This window comes from Polaribacter cellanae (assembly GCF_017569185.1).
In the GTDB taxonomy this organism is placed as follows: Bacteria; Bacteroidota; Bacteroidia; order Flavobacteriales; family Flavobacteriaceae; genus Polaribacter; species Polaribacter cellanae.
Map to the genome: position 1 here is coordinate 2135755 of NZ_CP071869.1, position 18100 is coordinate 2153854.

Here is an 18100-nt window from a genome sequence, read left to right on the forward strand (position 1 = left end):
TTTGGAGTGCTTTACTATCACAACGCTTTTTAGCAACACATGTTTTCAAGAAACAAAATCGTATCTGTAATTAAAAACTTTACAGATAAATTCGCAGACGAATTGATAGGAAAAGAAGTTCCTGCAATTCGCCAAGAAGTTCAATCGTATGCTATTAATTTAGCAAATCGGAAATTACCTAATGTAAATGATACATTAGAAGTGTATTTACCAAAAATCAAGCAACCTTTTCAGGTGCTACTGGAAAAAGTCCACAAACTTATTGGAGCAAGACGTGCCAAATCGGATAGTATTTCCTTAAACGAGAACTACCAAAAAGAAGAGAAAACCTTAATCACGCGTAAATTAGAATTAGAACAAGACTTACGTTTGTTAAGAAAAGATGAGAAAACACTAAATAACAATCTAAAGCATATTATGAGAAACTGGCACATCAGCTTGTTCTTTTTAGTATTGTTATCATTTGCAGAAGCCATCTTAAATTACAAGATTTTCTTATTAATCTCGACCAACAATGCAACAGCTTTGATTAGTGCCATTGGTGTGGCAATTGCACTGTTCATTCTTTCTCATGTTTTCAAGGATACTTTAAACCATTTTCCAAATAAGAAAATGAAATGGGTAGTAGGATTTGTAGTCATTGGATTGGTTACAGGTTTGTTATATGGGTTTGCAACACTTCGGTTGTCTTTCCTTTCGGAGGTAGACGAATCTGCAAATTCCATTTCTGAATGGGTCTTCGTAATTCTAAATCTTACACTCTTCTTGGCGGGTGCTATCCTTGTACTCATCTACAAACCAAATAAGCAAACGGTTTCAGATTACAAAGCACATAAAATGGTGGGTGATGAAATTAAAGTAAAGAGTAAAGAGGTCATTAGTATCGATAGAAGATTGGCTATTCTAACAGAAGAGCGCAATGATAAGTTGGGAGATTTGTATGGAATTTTACTAATGGCAAAACACTACGAAAAGATTATCTCTTCAGAGTATTTGTCAGCCTGTGCTTTGTTTACTTCAGAAAACATTATTGCACGTAAAGATTCGGTTTCTAATCCCAAAGCGTTTACGGAAACACCTACACCACTAATCACTTATTTTGATGACATTGACGCTTTGCAAATTAAATAATGAGAACGTTTTTAAGTATCATCATCCTTGGAATATTCCTCACTGGATGTGAGGAGTCTATTCCGCCACAGCAAGCTCATATTTCTATTCTGATAGACAGAACAGAAGTAGATGGACACAAGCCCCATTCTGATGAATTAATTCAACAGATAAAGCCACAAAGTCCTGAATCAGGAGTAACCATTACCTTACAATCGATTTCAGACATTACTTACAACCCAAAACAAACCTTTGTATTACCCGAAGCAACGTTGGGTTGGATGGGAAATGAAGACCAAAGACGAAAAAACATCAAGAAATTCTACAAGCAATTTGGAGATTCTATTGAGGCTTCCAATCAAAAAGTTACCAGTTTTAATCGTTCAGAAATCTATAGAAGTTTGGTAGAAGAACTGAACCGTTTGTCACCAATTTCAGGTACTAAAAAAGTATTGTTGTTTTCAGATTTAAAAGAACATAGTTTTTTCTCGGTATACAACAAACAGCATCTTCGTTTATTAGAAAAGTCTCCTGAACAAGTAGCGAGATTATTTATAAAACAGGCAACTCCAGCGACTGATTTAAAAGGTATTGAACTCGCTATTTTATACCAACCGACCTTGGAAGATGCACGGTTTTTTTCACAATTACTATCCGTTTACAAAAGTATATTAGAACCCAAAGGCGTGAAGATTATCGTAGGTTTTCATCACAAGATTGGCTTATGAAAATAGTAGTCACTCTCTTTCAGTTTCTGTGGAAGTTGTTTCTAATCTGCGCCTATGGAATTTCCAAAGGTGCAGAATTAGTGCTCCAAGCATTCAATAAATTATTTAAAGCTTTATTAGAAAAATGAGTATTATAGATACATTAAGTATTTTAAAAGAAAACGTATTCCATTTTTTGGATACTATTTTACAAATGATGTTAGGCAAAGACCATCGCTTAAAAGCTGGTTTTGGAAAAGCATCCAAAATCTTAAAAAGAACCCATGAAGGTTTTTGTTTGGATGGGATTAGAAGTATTAGCATACACCAAAGTTGCGCCAATGTTTTGACAGTAGCACCGAGTGGAAAAGGGAAAACACAAGTATCCGTTTTTCCGTTTTTACTAAACCAAAAAGGGAACTATTCCATTATTTGTAACGACCCTAGTGGTGAGATTTCAGAAGTAGAGCCCTATTTGGAATCTGTTGGAATACAAACTGCTGTTTTAGATTTTGGTAAGAAAACGGGCGTATACTTTAATCCATTAGAAGGATGTAAAGAGAATATTACACAGATGCGAAAAGTTGCCAAAGCACTGATGAACGCGAATACCTCAGAAAAAGATTTCTTTACCATTTCCGCAGAAGATGTATTAGTGCTGTTTATTCAATACCTAATGGAATCCGAATCAAAGGTTTATCAGAACATTGCCAATGTGTACCGATTGATTTTAGAATACCAAGGAAACCCTCAAGTTATTGAAAAGCTATTCGCTACCAAAGCCAGTGAAGGGGTTTGGAGAAAGTTTAAAAGTTTGGCAGGAACATCAGACAATACCAGAAAATCGATTGTTGCCAGTTGTTTGTCTGCTATTAGTTTTATTGGAGATAATCCAACTTTGAGCGACATAACATCAGTAAGCACAATAAACTTTCGAGATTTTAGAGAAACACCACATGCTTTGTTTATACACGTACCTGTGGGTGATGTTCAATTCTATGCACCCATCTTAAATTTATTCTTTCAAGAATTTTATCGTTTTGCGTTTGCAGAACTTCCAAAAAAGGACGATTTAGAAATCTTTATGGTACTGGATGAGTTCGATACATTAGGTGCAATTCAAGATTATTCTACAATTATTTCAAATTCAAGAAAGGCTAAAATTCCACAGCAAATTATCATTCAACCTGAATTATGCAATAGATGATTTAAAATTTTGTATAAACGATTACGATTATTAGCTTTACAGTGAATTTAACACATAACCCAAATGGTTAATCTCCCTATAGAGTATTCAAGTAAGAAAGTCACCCCTTTTGGAGGGATGAGCTTAATGAAGCGTTTTATTGATCAAACAGAAATTAGAGAACAACTAGCACAATTAGATTTACCTCAACCAAGCTCTAATGCGGGTTATAATCCTGCACATATAACTGAAGCTTTTTGGTTGAGTATTTGGACAGGAGCCTCTCGTTATATCCATTGTGATTGGTTACGTTATGATAGCGCATTGCAAGAAATTTTTGGATGGAATCGTATGCCTTCACAAAGTACCTATAGTCGTTTTTTTGGCAAGTTTTCTCAAAAGCGCAATACAGAAGTATTTCCAAAGTTGCAACATTGGTTTTTCAAGCAATTAGATGTTGACAACTTAACTATAGATTTTGATAGCACAGTTATTACAAGATATGGAGAGCAACAAGGTAGCGCAAAAGGTTATAATCCCAATAAAAAAGGCAGGAACTCACATCACCCATTAATGGCCTTTGTGAGCCAAACCAGAATGGTTGCCAATGCTTGGTTAAGACCAGGCAATACAGCAGATAGTAGTAGCTGTAAAGAGTTTATGGAAGAAACCTTCAATGAAGCTTTAAAGGACAAAAGAGTTGGTTTAGTTCGTGCAGATAGTGGTTTTTACACACAAGATTTATTAGATTATCTAGAAGGCAAACAACTCAATTACATTATGGCAGCACGTATGTATCCAAATATAAAAAATACAGTTTGGAGTTTGGATAATTGGATAGAGCTCACAAAAGGAATTGAGCTTAATGAGATGATTTTTAACCATACAGATGGTAAGTCAAGGCGCTATATTGTCATAAAAAAGAAAGTAGAAGATCGTCCAAAAGCAGCAGGGAAATTACTCTTTGATGATCTGCCTGGTTATCGTTTTAGTTGCTATGTAACTAATCTAGATTTACCCCTAGACCAAGTTTGGAATATCTACAACACCAGAGCTGATTGTGAAAACAGAATCAAAGAACTCAAAGAAGACTTTGGATTGGACAACTTTTGTTTAAAGAATTTTTGGGCAACTGAGGCTTCCTTTAGATTCATTATGGTGGCTTATAACCTAATGAGTTTGTTTAGGCATTTTGCCTTAAATCATCATAATCGAGCAACTTTAAAAACCCTAAAAGTCTATTGCTTTGCATTAGGAGCTTGGACAGTAAATCATGCTAACAGAAAGGTGTTAAAGATTGCTTTGAACACTAAAAAAAGACCTTGGATGGACGGATTATTCTCCCAAATTAATAATTTAAGTCCTCCTTTTGTTTATTCCTAATGCATAATGCGGGTTCAATCAGAAAGCCAATTGGAAAAATATGGTAAAAAGGCACAGAATATTAAAAATAACTGCAACATCAAATGTTATTATGGCGGATTGGGTCAAGAGACATTTGAACTTGAAAAAGTGTTGGGGAAATTTGAATATGAAGATGCAAAAACAAAACAAGTGCGCCAGCGTTCTTTAATGACTGCATCAGAAATACGAGAACTCAAAGACGAAATCCTCATCATTCCAAGTGGCGAAAAACCAATCAAAGTAAAAGTGAAGCCAGCGTATCAACAACCTCAATTGATGAAGCGTTTGGCATTGGAACCAGTAGAAGAAGATAACTTAATTGCACCATTAGCATACACCACCCAGTATATCGATTTAGATTCTTACCGAGAAGAAAAACCAAATAGTAATAATAATTCACAAGACGAAACTTCGTCTACAACGCTTTCATAAATGAATGAAACTAATAACGAAAGAACTTGAAAAACGATTTGAACAAATCGGAGATCAATCTGAAAAAGACAACCCAATCATCGTCGCTAAATATTTTAACCCTGTAGGTGCTGCAACTTGGTATGCTACAGAATATGACCCAAAAACGAATATCTGTTTTGGTTATGTTGAAAATTTAGTCTCAAGCCCTAATGGAATATATGATGAGTGGGGCTACTTCTCCCTTAAGGAATTAGCATCTGTAAAACTTCCTTTCGGGCTTTCCATTGAAAGAGATCGACATTTTAATGAAATTACTTTTAAAGAGCAGATGGAAAAGAAAAGACCTAAAAGGGAATTAGAAACAAAAAAAGACAAAAAAGATAAAGATAAAAGCGATGAATTAGAACGATAATGGGGGCTTTTAGATATACGTCAGTCCATCAATATTTGGATGAAGTATTGGGGCAAATACAAAATCCAACAGACTCCCAAATCAAAAAAGCAAAGCAAGCCTATTGGAAAATATACTATGGGTATTATAGAAAACAAAAGCGTAAAACTCGTAAAGAGTTTACGCTTGGTTTTTATCCAGACCAATTAGAACAGATTCATCAAAAAAGAGAAAATTTATCTGTTTCAGAATTTCTCTACAACTGTGTGTTTTTAATATTAAAAAATGATGCTATTTCTTTTGCCAACAACTATCAGTTAGATGAACTCTATCAAAAAGTAATGGAACTCATTACTTTGGTGGAGGAATTATTGGAAGAACATACCTATCAAAAAATAGAAGAAATATTGCTTCGTTTAGAAACAATTGAAGAACAATTCACAACGCTACAGGAAGGTAAATTATGATTATTAAGTCAAAATCTATCAAGAAGAAAAGTAAGAAAGCCTTGGAGAATACCATTCGATATATCCTTACAAAAGAAAGCCAAAAACAAGTAGGCTTTATTATGAATCGCTATATAAAAGGCGACCGAAATTTTGATAAGCAAATGCAGTTAGCTGATAAAGATTTATTAAAGCAAGAACAGATTTTAGAGAAACGCATTCAAAATATGGTGAAACAATTTGAATCCAATGAATCGAAAAGGAAAATAGAAAGAAGTAATGCAAACATTGCGTACCATGAGATTATCTCTTTTCATAAATCTGATACAGATAAATTGCCTAAAAAAGTATTGTTAAAAATTGCGAGAAAATACGCAAAAGAACGTTCACCGAATTCTATGATTATAAGCTCTATGCATTCAGATAAATCTCATCTTCACATTCATAATGTAATTTCTGCTTTAGAATTTGCGACAGGAAAACCAGTAAGGTTAACAAGAAAAGAATTTAAGGATGTAAAAATTCGTATGGAATATTTTCAACAACAAGAATTAGGATTGGAATTTAGCAAAGTAGATCATTCTAAAAAAAAAGTTCAAATGTTACAACTTGATATTGATAGAGAACTCAATCTAAGAGGGAAGCGAAGTGAACGTCAAGAAATACAATCCAAATTAATACAGGTTTTTGCCAAAGTAAGAACTGAAAAAGTATATTACAGAGAATTAGAAAAGGCTGGATTAGAATTGTATTCCAGAGGTGGAAAAATTGTAGGTGTTCAAGGTTTTAATAAGCGATATAGATTGAAGACTTTGGGCTTTGATCCAAAACGAATTTCATTAGAAAAAGTACAAGAGAATATTCGACTTAAAGATTTACAAAAACTTAAATCAAATAAAAATCAGGAGTTGGAACAATAATTAACGTGGTAGTTACAAAAATACAAGACAGGAAGAAGTAATTCTCCTGTCTTCTTTTTTTGGGTGAAACGGATTCCAAAGGTGTCCTTTGGCAAGACTGCTTTTGAATTGTTCCACTGAACAGTTCAAAAGCAATCTTGCATCAGGATGTCGCTAAAAGAAAATCCATTTTCGAATTACGTCATCGTGATTTTAAAATGTCCAAAAAGTCAGTAGACGACTTTGGATATTTTTTTATTTCTTATTTAATCCATGCCAATCAACGTATAGTCGATATTTTTTGTTATTATAACTATTTTATTTCGCTATTCGGAAAATTTTAGTATATTTGTATTGAATTATTTAAATCATATAATATTAATTAAAAATTTTAAACCATGAAAGATCTTATGAATTACAAGCATTCCAGTAAAATGCATCAGCACAATTTAAAATTAGTTAATTATGAATATTCATGCAATAAGCAAGGAGTATCTTCTTGCGGAACGTAAAATTTTAGCCTATAGAAGTAAAAATAATATTAGTAAGGTTCTTGATCGTGAACTTGAAGATTTGGCAAGTCAATGTGGACTATGCTCTGAAAGTATCATTCGAGATTTCACAGACGAAGGAATCGCTTTAGAAAATTTACTTACTATATTAAAAAAGTTTAATGATATCGCTTTAAAAAAGTAATTTTAGAAATTACTAGGTAGTGTTATATCACAAAAGTAACCAAATAAATTAGAGTAATATCTAATGTATTTTGGATAAATATAGATAAAATCTAAATATGAAATGTACAGGCGGTCTTGCTAAAAACGCCTTTTTATTTTAGAATGATCGTAAAATAGGATTTTACCTTTAAGAATCATTTTAATCACTTATGGACACAAAAAAATTAAATATCGCTGAAACGTTGGAATCAATACGTTTAGAGAAGCGCTTGAATAAAGGAGATTTTGCTGACAAATGTGGAATCTCAAAATCATTTTATTCAGAAATAATCAATAAGAAAAGAAACCTTAACGTAACAACTCTAGAACAAATATGTTCTAACATTGACGTGCCGATTGAAATTTTTATCCTCAAAGCTATTAATGAAGATAAAATTGAAGACCCTGAAAGAAGAAGATTGGTGAGAGAAATTAGACCTCACATGAAAAAAATCACAGATTTACTTTATTCTTTTAGTTAATAAAATAATTAGATTAACTAGGCTCGTTTTTACGAGCCTTTTTTATTCAACTTATTTTTTCCTTATTTTTTCTAATTCAACAAGCCTAGATTTCATTTTAATCTGCTGCAACTTTTCTACTCTATCTTTTTCGATCATGGAATCAAGAAGAATAGTAACTACATTTCTATTGTATTCAGATAAGTCATTTACCAAAACTAATTTTTCAGCTACTGATCTGTCTTTAATTTCTGAGGATTGAAACAATTCTACTACATCTACTGCCAAAGCTTTTGCGATTCGAACCATGGAAGCCAAACTTGGATTACTTCCTCCTCTCTCTAATCTAGAGTAAGTTGGCACTAGCATCCCGCAACCTTCAGCTACATCTTTTTGAGTTAGTCCCTTTTCCTTACGGATACGTTTAATATTGGCTAGTAAAAGTGCTTGTGTAGGCTCCATTTTAGGTTATTTTATCAATTATTTACCACAAACATAGGTAGAATTGGCTATAAAAACAAAAAACACAAGTTTTATTTTTATTTATAAACAAATTAGTTTACTTTTGAAATATAATTTTGTGTAATATAATGTTTTAAAAGCTAACTAAAAAAATGAATGACTTCGATACTTCCAATAGTAACCATTTCAAATATACAACAGATGTATTAGAGTTCCATATTTTAGGTGGACTAACAACCTTTGGTTTAGATCGTATGCGTGTGACTTTAAAGGTAAATAGAATTGAGGATAAATTTCACGCCTACCGAAATAATATTGATTTATACAATGCCAATAGCGTTGAAAAGTTTGTTCGCAAACTTGCAGAGTTTTTAGAGATTGGAACGTCAAACATTAGAAGAGCCTTGCAAGAACTCATTTCTGAATTAGAAAACTACCGATTAGAATTATTAGACCAAGTAGAAAACGAAGAAGCAGAAGAATACTTACTATCAAAAAAAGAACGACGTTCTGCTGCTGATTTTTTGAAATCTAAAAATCTATTAGAAAAGACAAATAAACTAATCGGACAATCTGGAGTTATTGGAGAGGACGGAAACCGTCTGTTAATGTATTTGATTTTTACTTCTCGTAAAATGGACAATCCATTAAACTGCGTAAGCTTCGGTTCAAGCGGATCTGGAAAAACGCATCTGCAATCTAAAGTTGCAGAATTAATTCCCGAAGAAGAGCGATTAAGTTTGACTTCACTTTCTGCCAATTCATTTTACTATTTCAAAAGAACAGAACTAAAATACAAATTAATCTTAATAGAGGATTTAGACGGAGCAGATGATGTACTGTATCCATTAAGAGAATTGCAAACCAAAAAAAAGATTACCAAATCAGTTGTTCAGAAGGGAATTGGCGGACAAGGTAAAACTAAAAATTTAACCGTAGAAGGACCGATATCAGTTGCTGGATGTACCACCCAAGAAAGTATTTATGAAGACAACTCCAATAGGAGTTTCTTAATACATATTGATGAGAGCGAAGTGCAAGACGAAAAGATAATGACGTATCAGCGAAAACTATCAGCAGGGAAGATAGATATTGAAGAAGAGCTCAAAGCAGAAGAATTGTTACGAAATGCACAACGATTATTAAAGCCGATTAAAATAATCAATCCGTTTGCAGAATATCTTGTATTGCCTAAAGCAGTATTTAAACCAAGACGAACAAACGCTCATTACTTACAATTTATAGAAGTGATTACCTTTTATCATCAACTACAAAGAGAGAAACAATATGACCTTCATACTGGAGAAGAATATATTGAAACGACGATTGAGGATATTAAATATGCGAATGAAATTCTAAAACCAATTTTGCTTTGTAAATCTGATAATCTAAACGGTGCAACAAGAAGTTATTTAGAAAAGTTAAAAATGTATTTGGAAAATAAAGGAGATACCGTTTTTACCAATAGAGAAATCAGAACCGCATTTAGAATTGCAGAAAGCACCTTACGAAGATATCAGCTCTTGTTATTACAAGAGGGCTATATCAAACGAAGAAAAGATGTGCAAGGAGATTCATTTGTATATGAAATTGTAGATGTGAATGAGTTTAAAGAATTAGAGAATAGCATCAATTCAGCACTCAATTTTTGCATTGAAAAGATAGGATCAAAAACCTCAATAAGCAAAAAATCAAACTGATTTTGTTTAAGTGTCGAGCTTCTCGACCGATTCGCTACCGCCAGTGGTTCGCCACTCTAAAAGTGGCGAGGGTAAGGGTTTTAAAATGAGAAAGTTAGATAAGGTTCGCCACAAAAACTAAAACATAAGCAAGGTCGAGAGGCTCGACACCCAATAAATAGAAAACCAATAAAAAGATACTGAAATAAGTTCAGCATAAAAATGAAGAAACTACCACTAAAAAGCACCTCGTTTATCACGCTTATATATAGCTATACCGAATGGTTAGATGTATTGGGGTATGCTTCTTCTACCGTTTACAATCTACCAAACCACCTAAAGGAATTTTTCTACTACCTTGAACAAAAAGGACACAAAGATATTTCGTTAATTACTACACAAATAGTAAAAGAGTATTACAATCATTTATCCAATAGAAAAAACCAACGACGTGGTGGTGGGATTTCTAAAGCCTTTTTAAACAAACACCAACAAGCGTTAAAGTTATTTCTCAAATATCTAAAAGAACATAAATCAAATATCAAATTTGGTGTCCATTTAAAAGGAGAGAAAACCAATTACCAAGAAAGTAAAACAATACTTACTCAAGAAGAAGTAAAAGAATTATTTGAAGCTTGTAATTTCTCCCACATGGCAGAACATTTTCAACTGCGTGATAAGGCGATATTGGTTTTATTGTACAGTTGTGGTCTTCGTAGAAACGAAGCTGTGCATATCAATACGGAAGATATCCTGTTTGAAAAGCAACGAATTTATGTCCGAAAAGGGAAGAACTATAAAGAACGTTTTGTTCCAATTAATAAATACAATTTAAACGTTTTAGAAGAATATATTTTTGAAGCAAGATCAGAGTTTTTAAAAAATTATCAAACAGATGCGCTCCTACTCTCAAATCAAGGAAGGCGCATTAGTGATTTAAGTATTGCAAATCGATTAAAAGAAATAATTAATGCTACTGAAAATGAAACCATCCAAGAAAAGCCTATTACGCTTCACACACTTCGTCATAGTATCGCAACCCACCTAATGCAGAACAAAGTTCCAATCAAATCAATCAGCACTTTTTTAGGTCATGCTTCTTTGGAAAGCACACAAATTTATGTTCATTTAGTCAAAAAAGAAGCTCAACTAAAAGATGATGTATAGAGAATATTTACAAAAAGAAGGATACGCCAAAACGACCATTACTTCCTATTTGCGTTACCAATCATTTTTTTCCAATTGGTGCGAATACAAAGATTATGAAGAAGCTACTATTGATTACAAATCTTGCCTTTCATATATCAAATTCATCCAACAATCAAAAAAAGGGAAAACCATTACTAAAAGTACGGTTCAACATCAAGTAGGTGCGTTAAAAATCTACTTCAATTATTTGGTAGATTCAGAGCAACGATTTGATAACCCAATAGAGAATATTAATATCCGAGGAGTTAAACGAACATTGAATCATAATTTGTTAGAACCAGAAGAACTCGAAGATTTGTATTACAGTTACCAAACAGAAAGAATAGAGTTTCCAAACTCTAAATCTGTAGCCATTCGTAACAAAGTCATTACTGGTTTAATGGTTTACCAAGGATTAAATGCAACAGCTTTAAAAGCACTCAATGTAGAACATATCGAATTAGAAAAAGGAACTATCTATATTCCAAGTACACGCATAACAAACAGTAGAACATTAGAGCTCAAATCCCCTCAAATCCTTCCTTTTGTCCAGTATTTAGAAAAACATAGAGAAATACTACAAGAGGAACTCAAAAACTACACAGAAAGCCTGTTTCCGCTAAATTCAGAGCGTTTTGACATCATTACGCTTCACTTGTTCAAAAGACTGAAACGAATCAATCATAAAGTGACCAATGTAAAGCAAGTCAGAGCTTCGGTAATAACGAATTGGCTCAAAACGTATAATATTCGAGAAGTGAAGTATATGGCAGGACATCGCTATATTTCTTCCACGGAACGATACCAACAGGATGATCTTGAGAATCTACACGAAATGATTGAGAGTTTGCATCCGATTTGTTAATTATATTAAAGTTTACGGAAATCCGTAAACTTTTCTTCCTGCTTTTCACTTTCTTACATAAATAATTCAATGCCAAAATGACATTAGATAATTTATGGTCATATTTTTGTTATAAGCTATTAGTCAATTAATTAGAAAGGTAATATAATTTAATTTAATGAGTAGATTTACAGAAGAAACTTTAAACAGTTGGAGAAAACCGCCAAGTGATGCGGAGGAAACAAAACTAACTAATGCCGAGCGCATGGTACGTGAAGCTATTAGTGAAGATGATATTTTAAGCTCAAAATCCACAAGAATATTTGGGCAAGGTTCATACGCAAATGATACAAATGTGAAACTGAACAGCGATATTGATATTAATGTTCAATACACTGGAGGGTTTTATTATCAGTTATTAAATGATACAACACAAGAGGATGCAGGTATCGGAAAACTATCTAGCTCAACTTATTCCTATAGCGAATTCAAGGATGATGTTGAGAAAGCAATGGTAAAAAAGTTTGGACGTAATTCTGTCAAAAGAAAAAATAAATGCATCACTATTTTGGCAAATAACTACAGGGTTGAAACAGATGTTGTACCAACATGGGAGTTAAGAAGATATGATAAGAATAATACTCCTATATTAGGAGCAAGATTTTTCCCCGATGATGGTGGTGTAGTAACCAATTATCCTGAACAGCATATTCAGAATGGAAAGGATAAAAATGCTCGAACTCAAAAAAGATTTAAACGCCTTACTCGAATCCATAGAAAGTTAAGATATAAAATGATTGAAGATGGCGAAAAAATAAATGATGGAATTACGTCTTTTTTGTTAGAATGCTTGGTGTGGAACATTCCAGATTATATATTTAATAACAATGATACATGGACAGATCGGTTAAAAGAATCCATAAGATTTGTTTATCTAAAGACCAAAGAAGATAAAGAATGTAAAGAATGGGGAGAAGTATCTGATTTACTTTATCTTTTTACTGGAAGTAGGAAATGGTCTAGAGAAGATGTAAATAGATACATGATGCAAGTGTGGAATTATTTAGAATTTAAATAAAATATTATGATTAAATACAACATTAGAGTTTTCGCTTATGCGATATTAGGTCTTGGAATAATTACCTTTTTGGTAATATTCCTTTTCATATCAAAAGACTTACTTTCATCTTTTTCTTCAGCGGTAGCATTTAACATTATTATATGGACGCTATTCATTAATTGGGCTTGGAAATTTAAAATATTTTATCCGTGGTTGGTACCTTTTCCTAATCTATCAGGAAAATGGGAAGGTGAATTAATTTCTAATTGGGATAACAAATCATTAGACCCAATTCCTACAAAAGTAATTATTAATCAAACATTTTTTAATGTTCAAGTGCAAATTCAAACAGGAGAAAGTAAAAGCTTTAGTACAGGAGCTTCATTTGATATAGATACAGATAGAGGCTTGCAACAATTATTTTATTCATATTTGAATACACCCAAACCAAGTGTAAGAGAGCGTAGTGAAATTCACTACGGTACTACACGACTTGAATTCAAAGGATTTAAGGTTGATGAATTAGAAGGTGAGTATTGGACGTCTCGAGAAACTACAGGGGAGCTACATTTAAAAAGGAAAAGATAAAATATTATTAATATGACAAATGGAGACGTAATTGAATTATTTATGTGGGGATATCAAAAACATGCTCAAATATCACTTCAGGTATCAGCAGAAAGTATTTTTAAAAAATTAGATATAGAGCTTGACCCCAAAATCTTTTTTGTTGGAGTATTGGTTGAAGATAGAGAAAATAGACATCCCATCTGTATCGAGCCTGATGATACTGATTTCTATGTAAGTCAGTTTACTGATGTAAAAAGGCTTGCTAATGAACTTGAAAAAATAGATAGTGATTCGAGAATAATTCATTCCCATCCGATAGCTCAAGAGAATCAAGATAATAAGATAAAAGCGAAAGCATACAGGGATAGTATTTTAAAAACTATAGAAAGAGAAAGTTCTTATGGAGAGAACGACCATTTCGTTTCTTATCCGACTAATGTAGAAGGATATCTTGTTTTTACTGTTCTATCGCTTAATAAAAGAAAGTTAGAAAAGTACTATTCGCTGACAAAAGATAAGTGGAATGATAGATTTCATATTTCACGTTCATTCATTGAAAGCTGTATCGATACATTTTTAGATGAATGTACTCATGAATTAAAAGACCCAAATCGTGGAATTAGTTTTATGTCTCGAAAAGCAGAGGAGCTATTGAGAGATTCGGCTCGTAATTTTATGTATTCTGCATCAAATGTTGGCGGAAACTTTGAGGGTTTACACGGACTATATGATACCTGTAATGAGATAGCTTCTATGAAATATGAAGGAGCTGAGGGATTAGGTGGATTAGTAGTTGCTCCATCTGGACATAAAAATATCCGAATGACTTTGGAGCTTAAAAAACCTATTAAGATGCGAAACCACAGAAAGGTTCGTAAATTTTTAGAATTAGTAGATTCGGAATCCTATATAATTTCAGATTCTGCTTTAATATATGGTTTAGGTAAATTCACAGGGAAGTATAACCCTAAAGATGAAAATATATTTGTTATTAGTTTTAAGAATCATTTGAAGTGGGAATTATTGCATGATGAAAACTCATTAATGTTAGTAGAGTATGGTATTCCTTCTTTACCTAAAGAAAAAATAAATCGAGATAAGTTTTATGATGATTTTCCAAGACTATTTAAAGGCATTGAGAAAAAACAAATAGATGCTTTATGGGAAGTGACTATGGAGGCGACTAAGCAAAAGCACGGAGCGATGCTTATTATTTCTGCTCAAGCCGAAACAGAAGCAAAGCGTCTAGAAAGTCAGTGTTTCCCATTAGAACCTCTAAAGTTAAATTCAAAACTAATAGCACAAACAACTTCCATTGATGGAGGTGTTCTTATGGATGAAAATGCTATTTGCCATGCTATTGGAGTCATCTTAGATGGGATAGCGACTGAAAAAGGAGATTCCTCGAGAGGTTCAAGATATAATTCTGCTGTTCGATATAATGAACATTTTGGAGCGGAAGCACCAGTTGTTATTGTTGTTATCTCTGAAGACGGAATGATAAACCTTATACCAGAACTAAAACCCCAAATTAAGCATAGTGTTATTATAGAAGCTATTGATAACTTTGAAGATGTTCTTAAATCAGAGACTCTAAATAAAAAAAAATTCAATACGGGAATGAGTTTTTTTAAGAGTATTAATTTTTATCTCACAGAAGAAGATTGTAAAAACATAAATTCTTTACGACACCAAATTGAGGAAAAATTTGCTAAAGATTTGGTAATGTTACGAATTGTTTATCAGGACATAACACCATATGCTGAAATGAACGATTCATATTATAAAGAGGAATGAAATTAAAGTTTGAAAACTGTCTTTTCATTAATGGTCTAAAATATTGTTTGGATTTTTTTGCGTTGGATACACTCTAGTTACTCTAACAGTAGTTTTATCTACTTGGTAGTAAACTCGATATTTTTTTTTAACAATTACTCTTCGACATGAAGGGTCAAATTCATCTATCTGCCACTGTTCAGAGAAAACTATTTCTTCTACGGCATCAATAATATCATTTATATGAATATAGGCTTTGTTAGGAGAGAATTCTAAGTAGTATTCTAAAATATCATCTAAATCTATTTCTGATTGTGTAGACCAAATAATTTGCTCGTAATTTTTAGACATATTACTACTGACTAACGTATTTTTGACGTATTTGAGAGTGGGTTTTGAACTCTCCTCTTTCAATAGAATTTATAGCTTCTCTATTGTTTTTTACAATATCGGTTTTAGTAAGAGGTGTTCCTTTAAAGGTGTAGGCTACAATATCAGCTTTAACAGATATATCTTCGTTGTAAGTTTGATGCAATGCTTTTACCATTCGTAAAAATCGCTCATCTGATGAGTTAATGATATCAACTAATTTATTTTTTAATTCTACCGTTTCCATAATAATTAATGATTACTGTAACAAATATACATAAATTATAACACAATTTATTTGAATTTATTTCAACATAAATCATTCCAAATAAAAATTATCAATAAATATTAGGTCAATAAAAGACAAAGAATTATTTTAGTATTGGAATAGAAGTTCATTGAAATAACCTCGTATAAAAAAGTGAGGCATTGGTATAAAAAGGTCAAAAGCCTCTAAAAAAGACGGGGTGTTACTATCCCTTTGGACTCAAACACAAAGGGTATAATGACGTGATTGTTGGAGTACAACATAACTGGGATTATCAAGGGAAAGAAAATCAAAAAGAACTTGGACTTAATTGGCATGACTTTGAAGCGAGAAATTATGATGCTTCTCTTGGAAGATGGATGAACTTAGACCCATTAGCTGAACAGATGAGAAGACATTCTCCATATAATTATGCGTTTAATAATCCTATTAGATTTATAGACCCAGATGGAATGGCGCCTTTTTGGAAAAAAGATAGTGAAGGTAACTATATAGCAGAAGAAGGCGATAGTGCTTGGTCGTTATATCAACAGTTTGGTAAACAAGATGGATTTACAGCAGATCAAGCTAATACAGCTGTTGAAAAGAATAGATCTAATTATATTAGAAAATCAGATGGAATGTTGATGTCTAACACTGAAGTAGGGGACAAAGTAACCATTGAAACTCCAGCTGCAGATACTAAAGATGATTCAACAATTACTACAGCAGAAGTAGAACCAACGGATGACTCAACAGTAAATACAAATAGCAGATCAGGCACTGATGTGGCTAATGATGCAGATTTAGGACTCACTATTTTAGGGATTTCTATGGCTGGTGCTGAAAATCTTATTAATGCAACCGTTAATGTAGGTGATGATGTAATTTTAGGTTCTCAAGTTGCACAGGCTTCAAAAATTAGTACAGTTTTAGGGGTTGCCTCTATTGCAATAAATGCCACGCAATGGCAACTTGCGAAAAAAAGTGGAGATGAACTTGCTATGAGAAGAGCTGAAGCAAGTGGAGTTGCAAATGCGGCAATAACATATGGAGGGATAATTGGTTGGGGAGTTGGTCTTGGAGTTCATTTTTCATTAATTTTAAATCCAAACATGACACCTTTAAAGCCTATAAATAATTTTAGTACTACAACTTGTTTTGTTGCTGGAACTATGATTCTTATGAAGGATAAAAAACTCAAGAAAATTGAAGATATTGTTGTTGGAGATGAAATTTTAAGTGTAGATATTAACACTATGAATATAGAGCCTGATATAGTTGTAGCAATACCAGATAAATTAAAAAAATATAATATGATTACTGCTGTATTTGATAATGGTATATCGAACACATTCTCTCCTGCTCATCCTTATTGGGTAAAAGGTAAAGGGTGGAGTGTTTATGACATAGAAGAAGCCAAAAAGGAACTATCTTTTAATGTTAAAAAAATAGAAGTTGGAGATTTGGTTTTGTATTATAGTAATGATAAATTAAAAGAAACTAAAATTTTGAACCTAATAAATCAAGGTAAATCTACAATTATGTACAACGTTGAGTTCGTTAAAAAAAATCGTACTTTTTTTGCTAATGGAATTTTAGTACATAACAAATACAAAGATTAAATGAAAAAACTCAAATTTATTTACAATAGTTTTTTTTATACTATTTATAAATGGAACTTACATTTGAATAAAAATGAAAAGTTTGCAGTTACTCAAACAATTTTAGGATTAGTTTTTTTTAATGTTGCATTGATAAATTTGGTTATTAGTTTTATTAATGATTTGACTAATTTAGATATACCTTCTCCATTTTCAAATATATTTTTTTCATTGATAACGGTGTCAATCTTATATTTAGTACATTATATAAATTTTGAACGAGAGAATAAATACGAAAAATTGATTGAATTTTTTCAAAAGAAGAAAGAGGAAAAGTTTTCAATTTATTTTAGAACTTTTTTGACTCTCTTTCTAATTGGAGGTACACTAATATTATATATTTTCTACTTTAGATTTTTTGGTAATGGTACAGATTAGTTGATGAACAAATTATAGAATATTGTAAAACAATAAATTAACATATTAATTATAGTGAAAAAGGATGAGCATATAGCTCATCCTTTTATTTTTTGAATGAATTTAAATGCTTTAAAATAGGTCTTTCTG

At 32.3% G+C, this 18100-nt stretch carries 20 protein-coding genes and 1 pseudogene; 18 read left to right on the plus strand and 3 right to left on the minus strand.

What is annotated here, in order from left to right:
* Positions 1-39: 39 nt before the first annotated feature.
* The 10 genes from J3359_RS09475 (at position 40) to J3359_RS09520 (ending at position 7755) form a co-directional block, all read left to right on the plus strand.
* Positions 40-1131, plus strand: coding sequence for a cytochrome b family protein (locus J3359_RS09475; protein ID WP_208076675.1), 1092 nt, complete (start codon positions 40-42; stop codon positions 1129-1131).
* A complete protein-coding gene (locus J3359_RS09480; protein WP_208076676.1) occupies positions 1131-1838 on the plus strand; it encodes a hypothetical protein in 708 nt (235 codons plus the stop codon). Before J3359_RS09475 ends, J3359_RS09480 begins: the two co-directional genes overlap by 1 nt.
* A 124-nt stretch (positions 1839-1962) precedes the next feature.
* On the plus strand, positions 1963-3024 hold the full coding sequence (locus tag J3359_RS09485) for a type IV secretory system conjugative DNA transfer family protein (protein WP_208076677.1): 1062 nt from the start codon (positions 1963-1965) through the stop codon (positions 3022-3024).
* Positions 3025-3087: 63 nt separating this feature from the next.
* Complete coding sequence (locus tag J3359_RS09490; protein WP_208076639.1) at positions 3088-4386, plus strand: IS1380 family transposase; 1299 nt, start codon at positions 3088-3090, stop codon at positions 4384-4386.
* 6 nt (positions 4387-4392) lie between these two features.
* Positions 4393-4839, plus strand: a complete 447-nt coding sequence (locus J3359_RS09495; protein WP_208076678.1) for a TraM recognition domain-containing protein — start codon at positions 4393-4395, stop codon at positions 4837-4839.
* A 4-nt stretch (positions 4840-4843) separates the two neighbouring features.
* On the plus strand, positions 4844-5233 hold the full coding sequence (locus tag J3359_RS09500) for a DUF2958 domain-containing protein (RefSeq protein WP_208076679.1): 390 nt from the start codon (positions 4844-4846) through the stop codon (positions 5231-5233).
* Positions 5233-5679, plus strand: a complete 447-nt coding sequence (locus J3359_RS09505; RefSeq protein ID WP_208076680.1) for a hypothetical protein — start codon at positions 5233-5235, stop codon at positions 5677-5679. Before J3359_RS09500 ends, J3359_RS09505 begins: the two co-directional genes overlap by 1 nt.
* Complete coding sequence (locus J3359_RS09510) at positions 5676-6578, plus strand: relaxase/mobilization nuclease domain-containing protein (RefSeq protein WP_208076681.1); 903 nt, start codon at positions 5676-5678, stop codon at positions 6576-6578. Before J3359_RS09505 ends, J3359_RS09510 begins: the two co-directional genes overlap by 4 nt.
* A gap of 444 nt (positions 6579-7022) precedes the next feature.
* A complete protein-coding gene (locus J3359_RS09515; RefSeq protein ID WP_208076682.1) occupies positions 7023-7253 on the plus strand; it encodes a hypothetical protein in 231 nt (76 codons plus the stop codon).
* Between the two features lie 190 nt (positions 7254-7443).
* Positions 7444-7755 (plus strand): helix-turn-helix domain-containing protein, encoded by a 312-nt coding sequence (locus tag J3359_RS09520; RefSeq protein WP_208076683.1) that lies wholly within the window; start codon positions 7444-7446, stop codon positions 7753-7755.
* 51 nt (positions 7756-7806) lie between these two features.
* On the opposite strand, the gene J3359_RS09525 is transcribed toward J3359_RS09520, so the two are convergent.
* Positions 7807-8196, minus strand: coding sequence for a helix-turn-helix domain-containing protein (locus J3359_RS09525; RefSeq protein WP_208076684.1), 390 nt, complete (start codon positions 8194-8196; stop codon positions 7807-7809).
* A 152-nt stretch (positions 8197-8348) separates the two neighbouring features.
* Here J3359_RS09525 and J3359_RS09530 point away from each other — a divergent pair, with 152 nt between their 5' ends.
* The 6 genes from J3359_RS09530 (at position 8349) to J3359_RS09555 (ending at position 15334) form a co-directional block, all read left to right on the plus strand.
* Positions 8349-9896, plus strand: a complete 1548-nt coding sequence (locus tag J3359_RS09530) for an MTBMA_p00010-related P-loop-containing protein (RefSeq protein ID WP_208076685.1) — start codon at positions 8349-8351, stop codon at positions 9894-9896.
* A gap of 201 nt (positions 9897-10097) precedes the next feature.
* Entirely contained in the window at positions 10098-11042 is a 945-nt protein-coding gene (locus J3359_RS09535) for a tyrosine-type recombinase/integrase (protein ID WP_208076686.1), read from the plus strand.
* Positions 11032-11928 carry a tyrosine-type recombinase/integrase gene (locus tag J3359_RS09540; protein ID WP_208076687.1) on the plus strand — a complete coding sequence of 299 codons (897 nt, stop codon included), beginning with the start codon at positions 11032-11034 and terminating at the stop codon, positions 11926-11928. The genes J3359_RS09535 and J3359_RS09540 overlap by 11 nt, the downstream gene beginning before the upstream one ends.
* A gap of 157 nt (positions 11929-12085) precedes the next feature.
* Positions 12086-12985 carry a nucleotidyltransferase domain-containing protein gene (locus J3359_RS09545; RefSeq protein WP_208076688.1) on the plus strand — a complete coding sequence of 300 codons (900 nt, stop codon included), beginning with the start codon at positions 12086-12088 and terminating at the stop codon, positions 12983-12985.
* 6 nt (positions 12986-12991) lie between these two features.
* Complete coding sequence (locus tag J3359_RS09550) at positions 12992-13555, plus strand: Cap15 family cyclic dinucleotide receptor domain-containing protein (protein WP_208076689.1); 564 nt, start codon at positions 12992-12994, stop codon at positions 13553-13555.
* Between the two features lie 12 nt (positions 13556-13567).
* Complete coding sequence (locus J3359_RS09555) at positions 13568-15334, plus strand: anti-phage protein (RefSeq protein ID WP_208076690.1); 1767 nt, start codon at positions 13568-13570, stop codon at positions 15332-15334.
* Between the two features lie 27 nt (positions 15335-15361).
* On the opposite strand, the gene J3359_RS09560 is transcribed toward J3359_RS09555, so the two are convergent.
* Both J3359_RS09560 and J3359_RS09565 read right to left on the minus strand, forming a co-directional pair.
* Complete coding sequence (locus tag J3359_RS09560; RefSeq protein WP_208076691.1) at positions 15362-15664, minus strand: type II toxin-antitoxin system RelE/ParE family toxin; 303 nt, start codon at positions 15662-15664, stop codon at positions 15362-15364.
* Between the two features lie 4 nt (positions 15665-15668).
* The gene (locus tag J3359_RS09565; protein ID WP_208076692.1) at positions 15669-15929 is read right to left on the minus strand and encodes a hypothetical protein; all 261 of its coding nucleotides are present in this window, start codon (positions 15927-15929) and stop codon (positions 15669-15671) included.
* A gap of 236 nt (positions 15930-16165) precedes the next feature.
* On the opposite strand from J3359_RS09565, the pseudogene J3359_RS18415 reads away from it, so the two are divergent.
* Positions 16166-16393, plus strand: a pseudogene (locus J3359_RS18415) (RHS repeat domain-containing protein); the annotation flags it as partial.
* 177 nt (positions 16394-16570) lie between these two features.
* Entirely contained in the window at positions 16571-17554 is a 984-nt protein-coding gene (locus J3359_RS18535) for a Hint domain-containing protein (protein ID WP_367890398.1), read from the plus strand.
* Positions 17555-18100 lie beyond the last annotated feature (546 nt).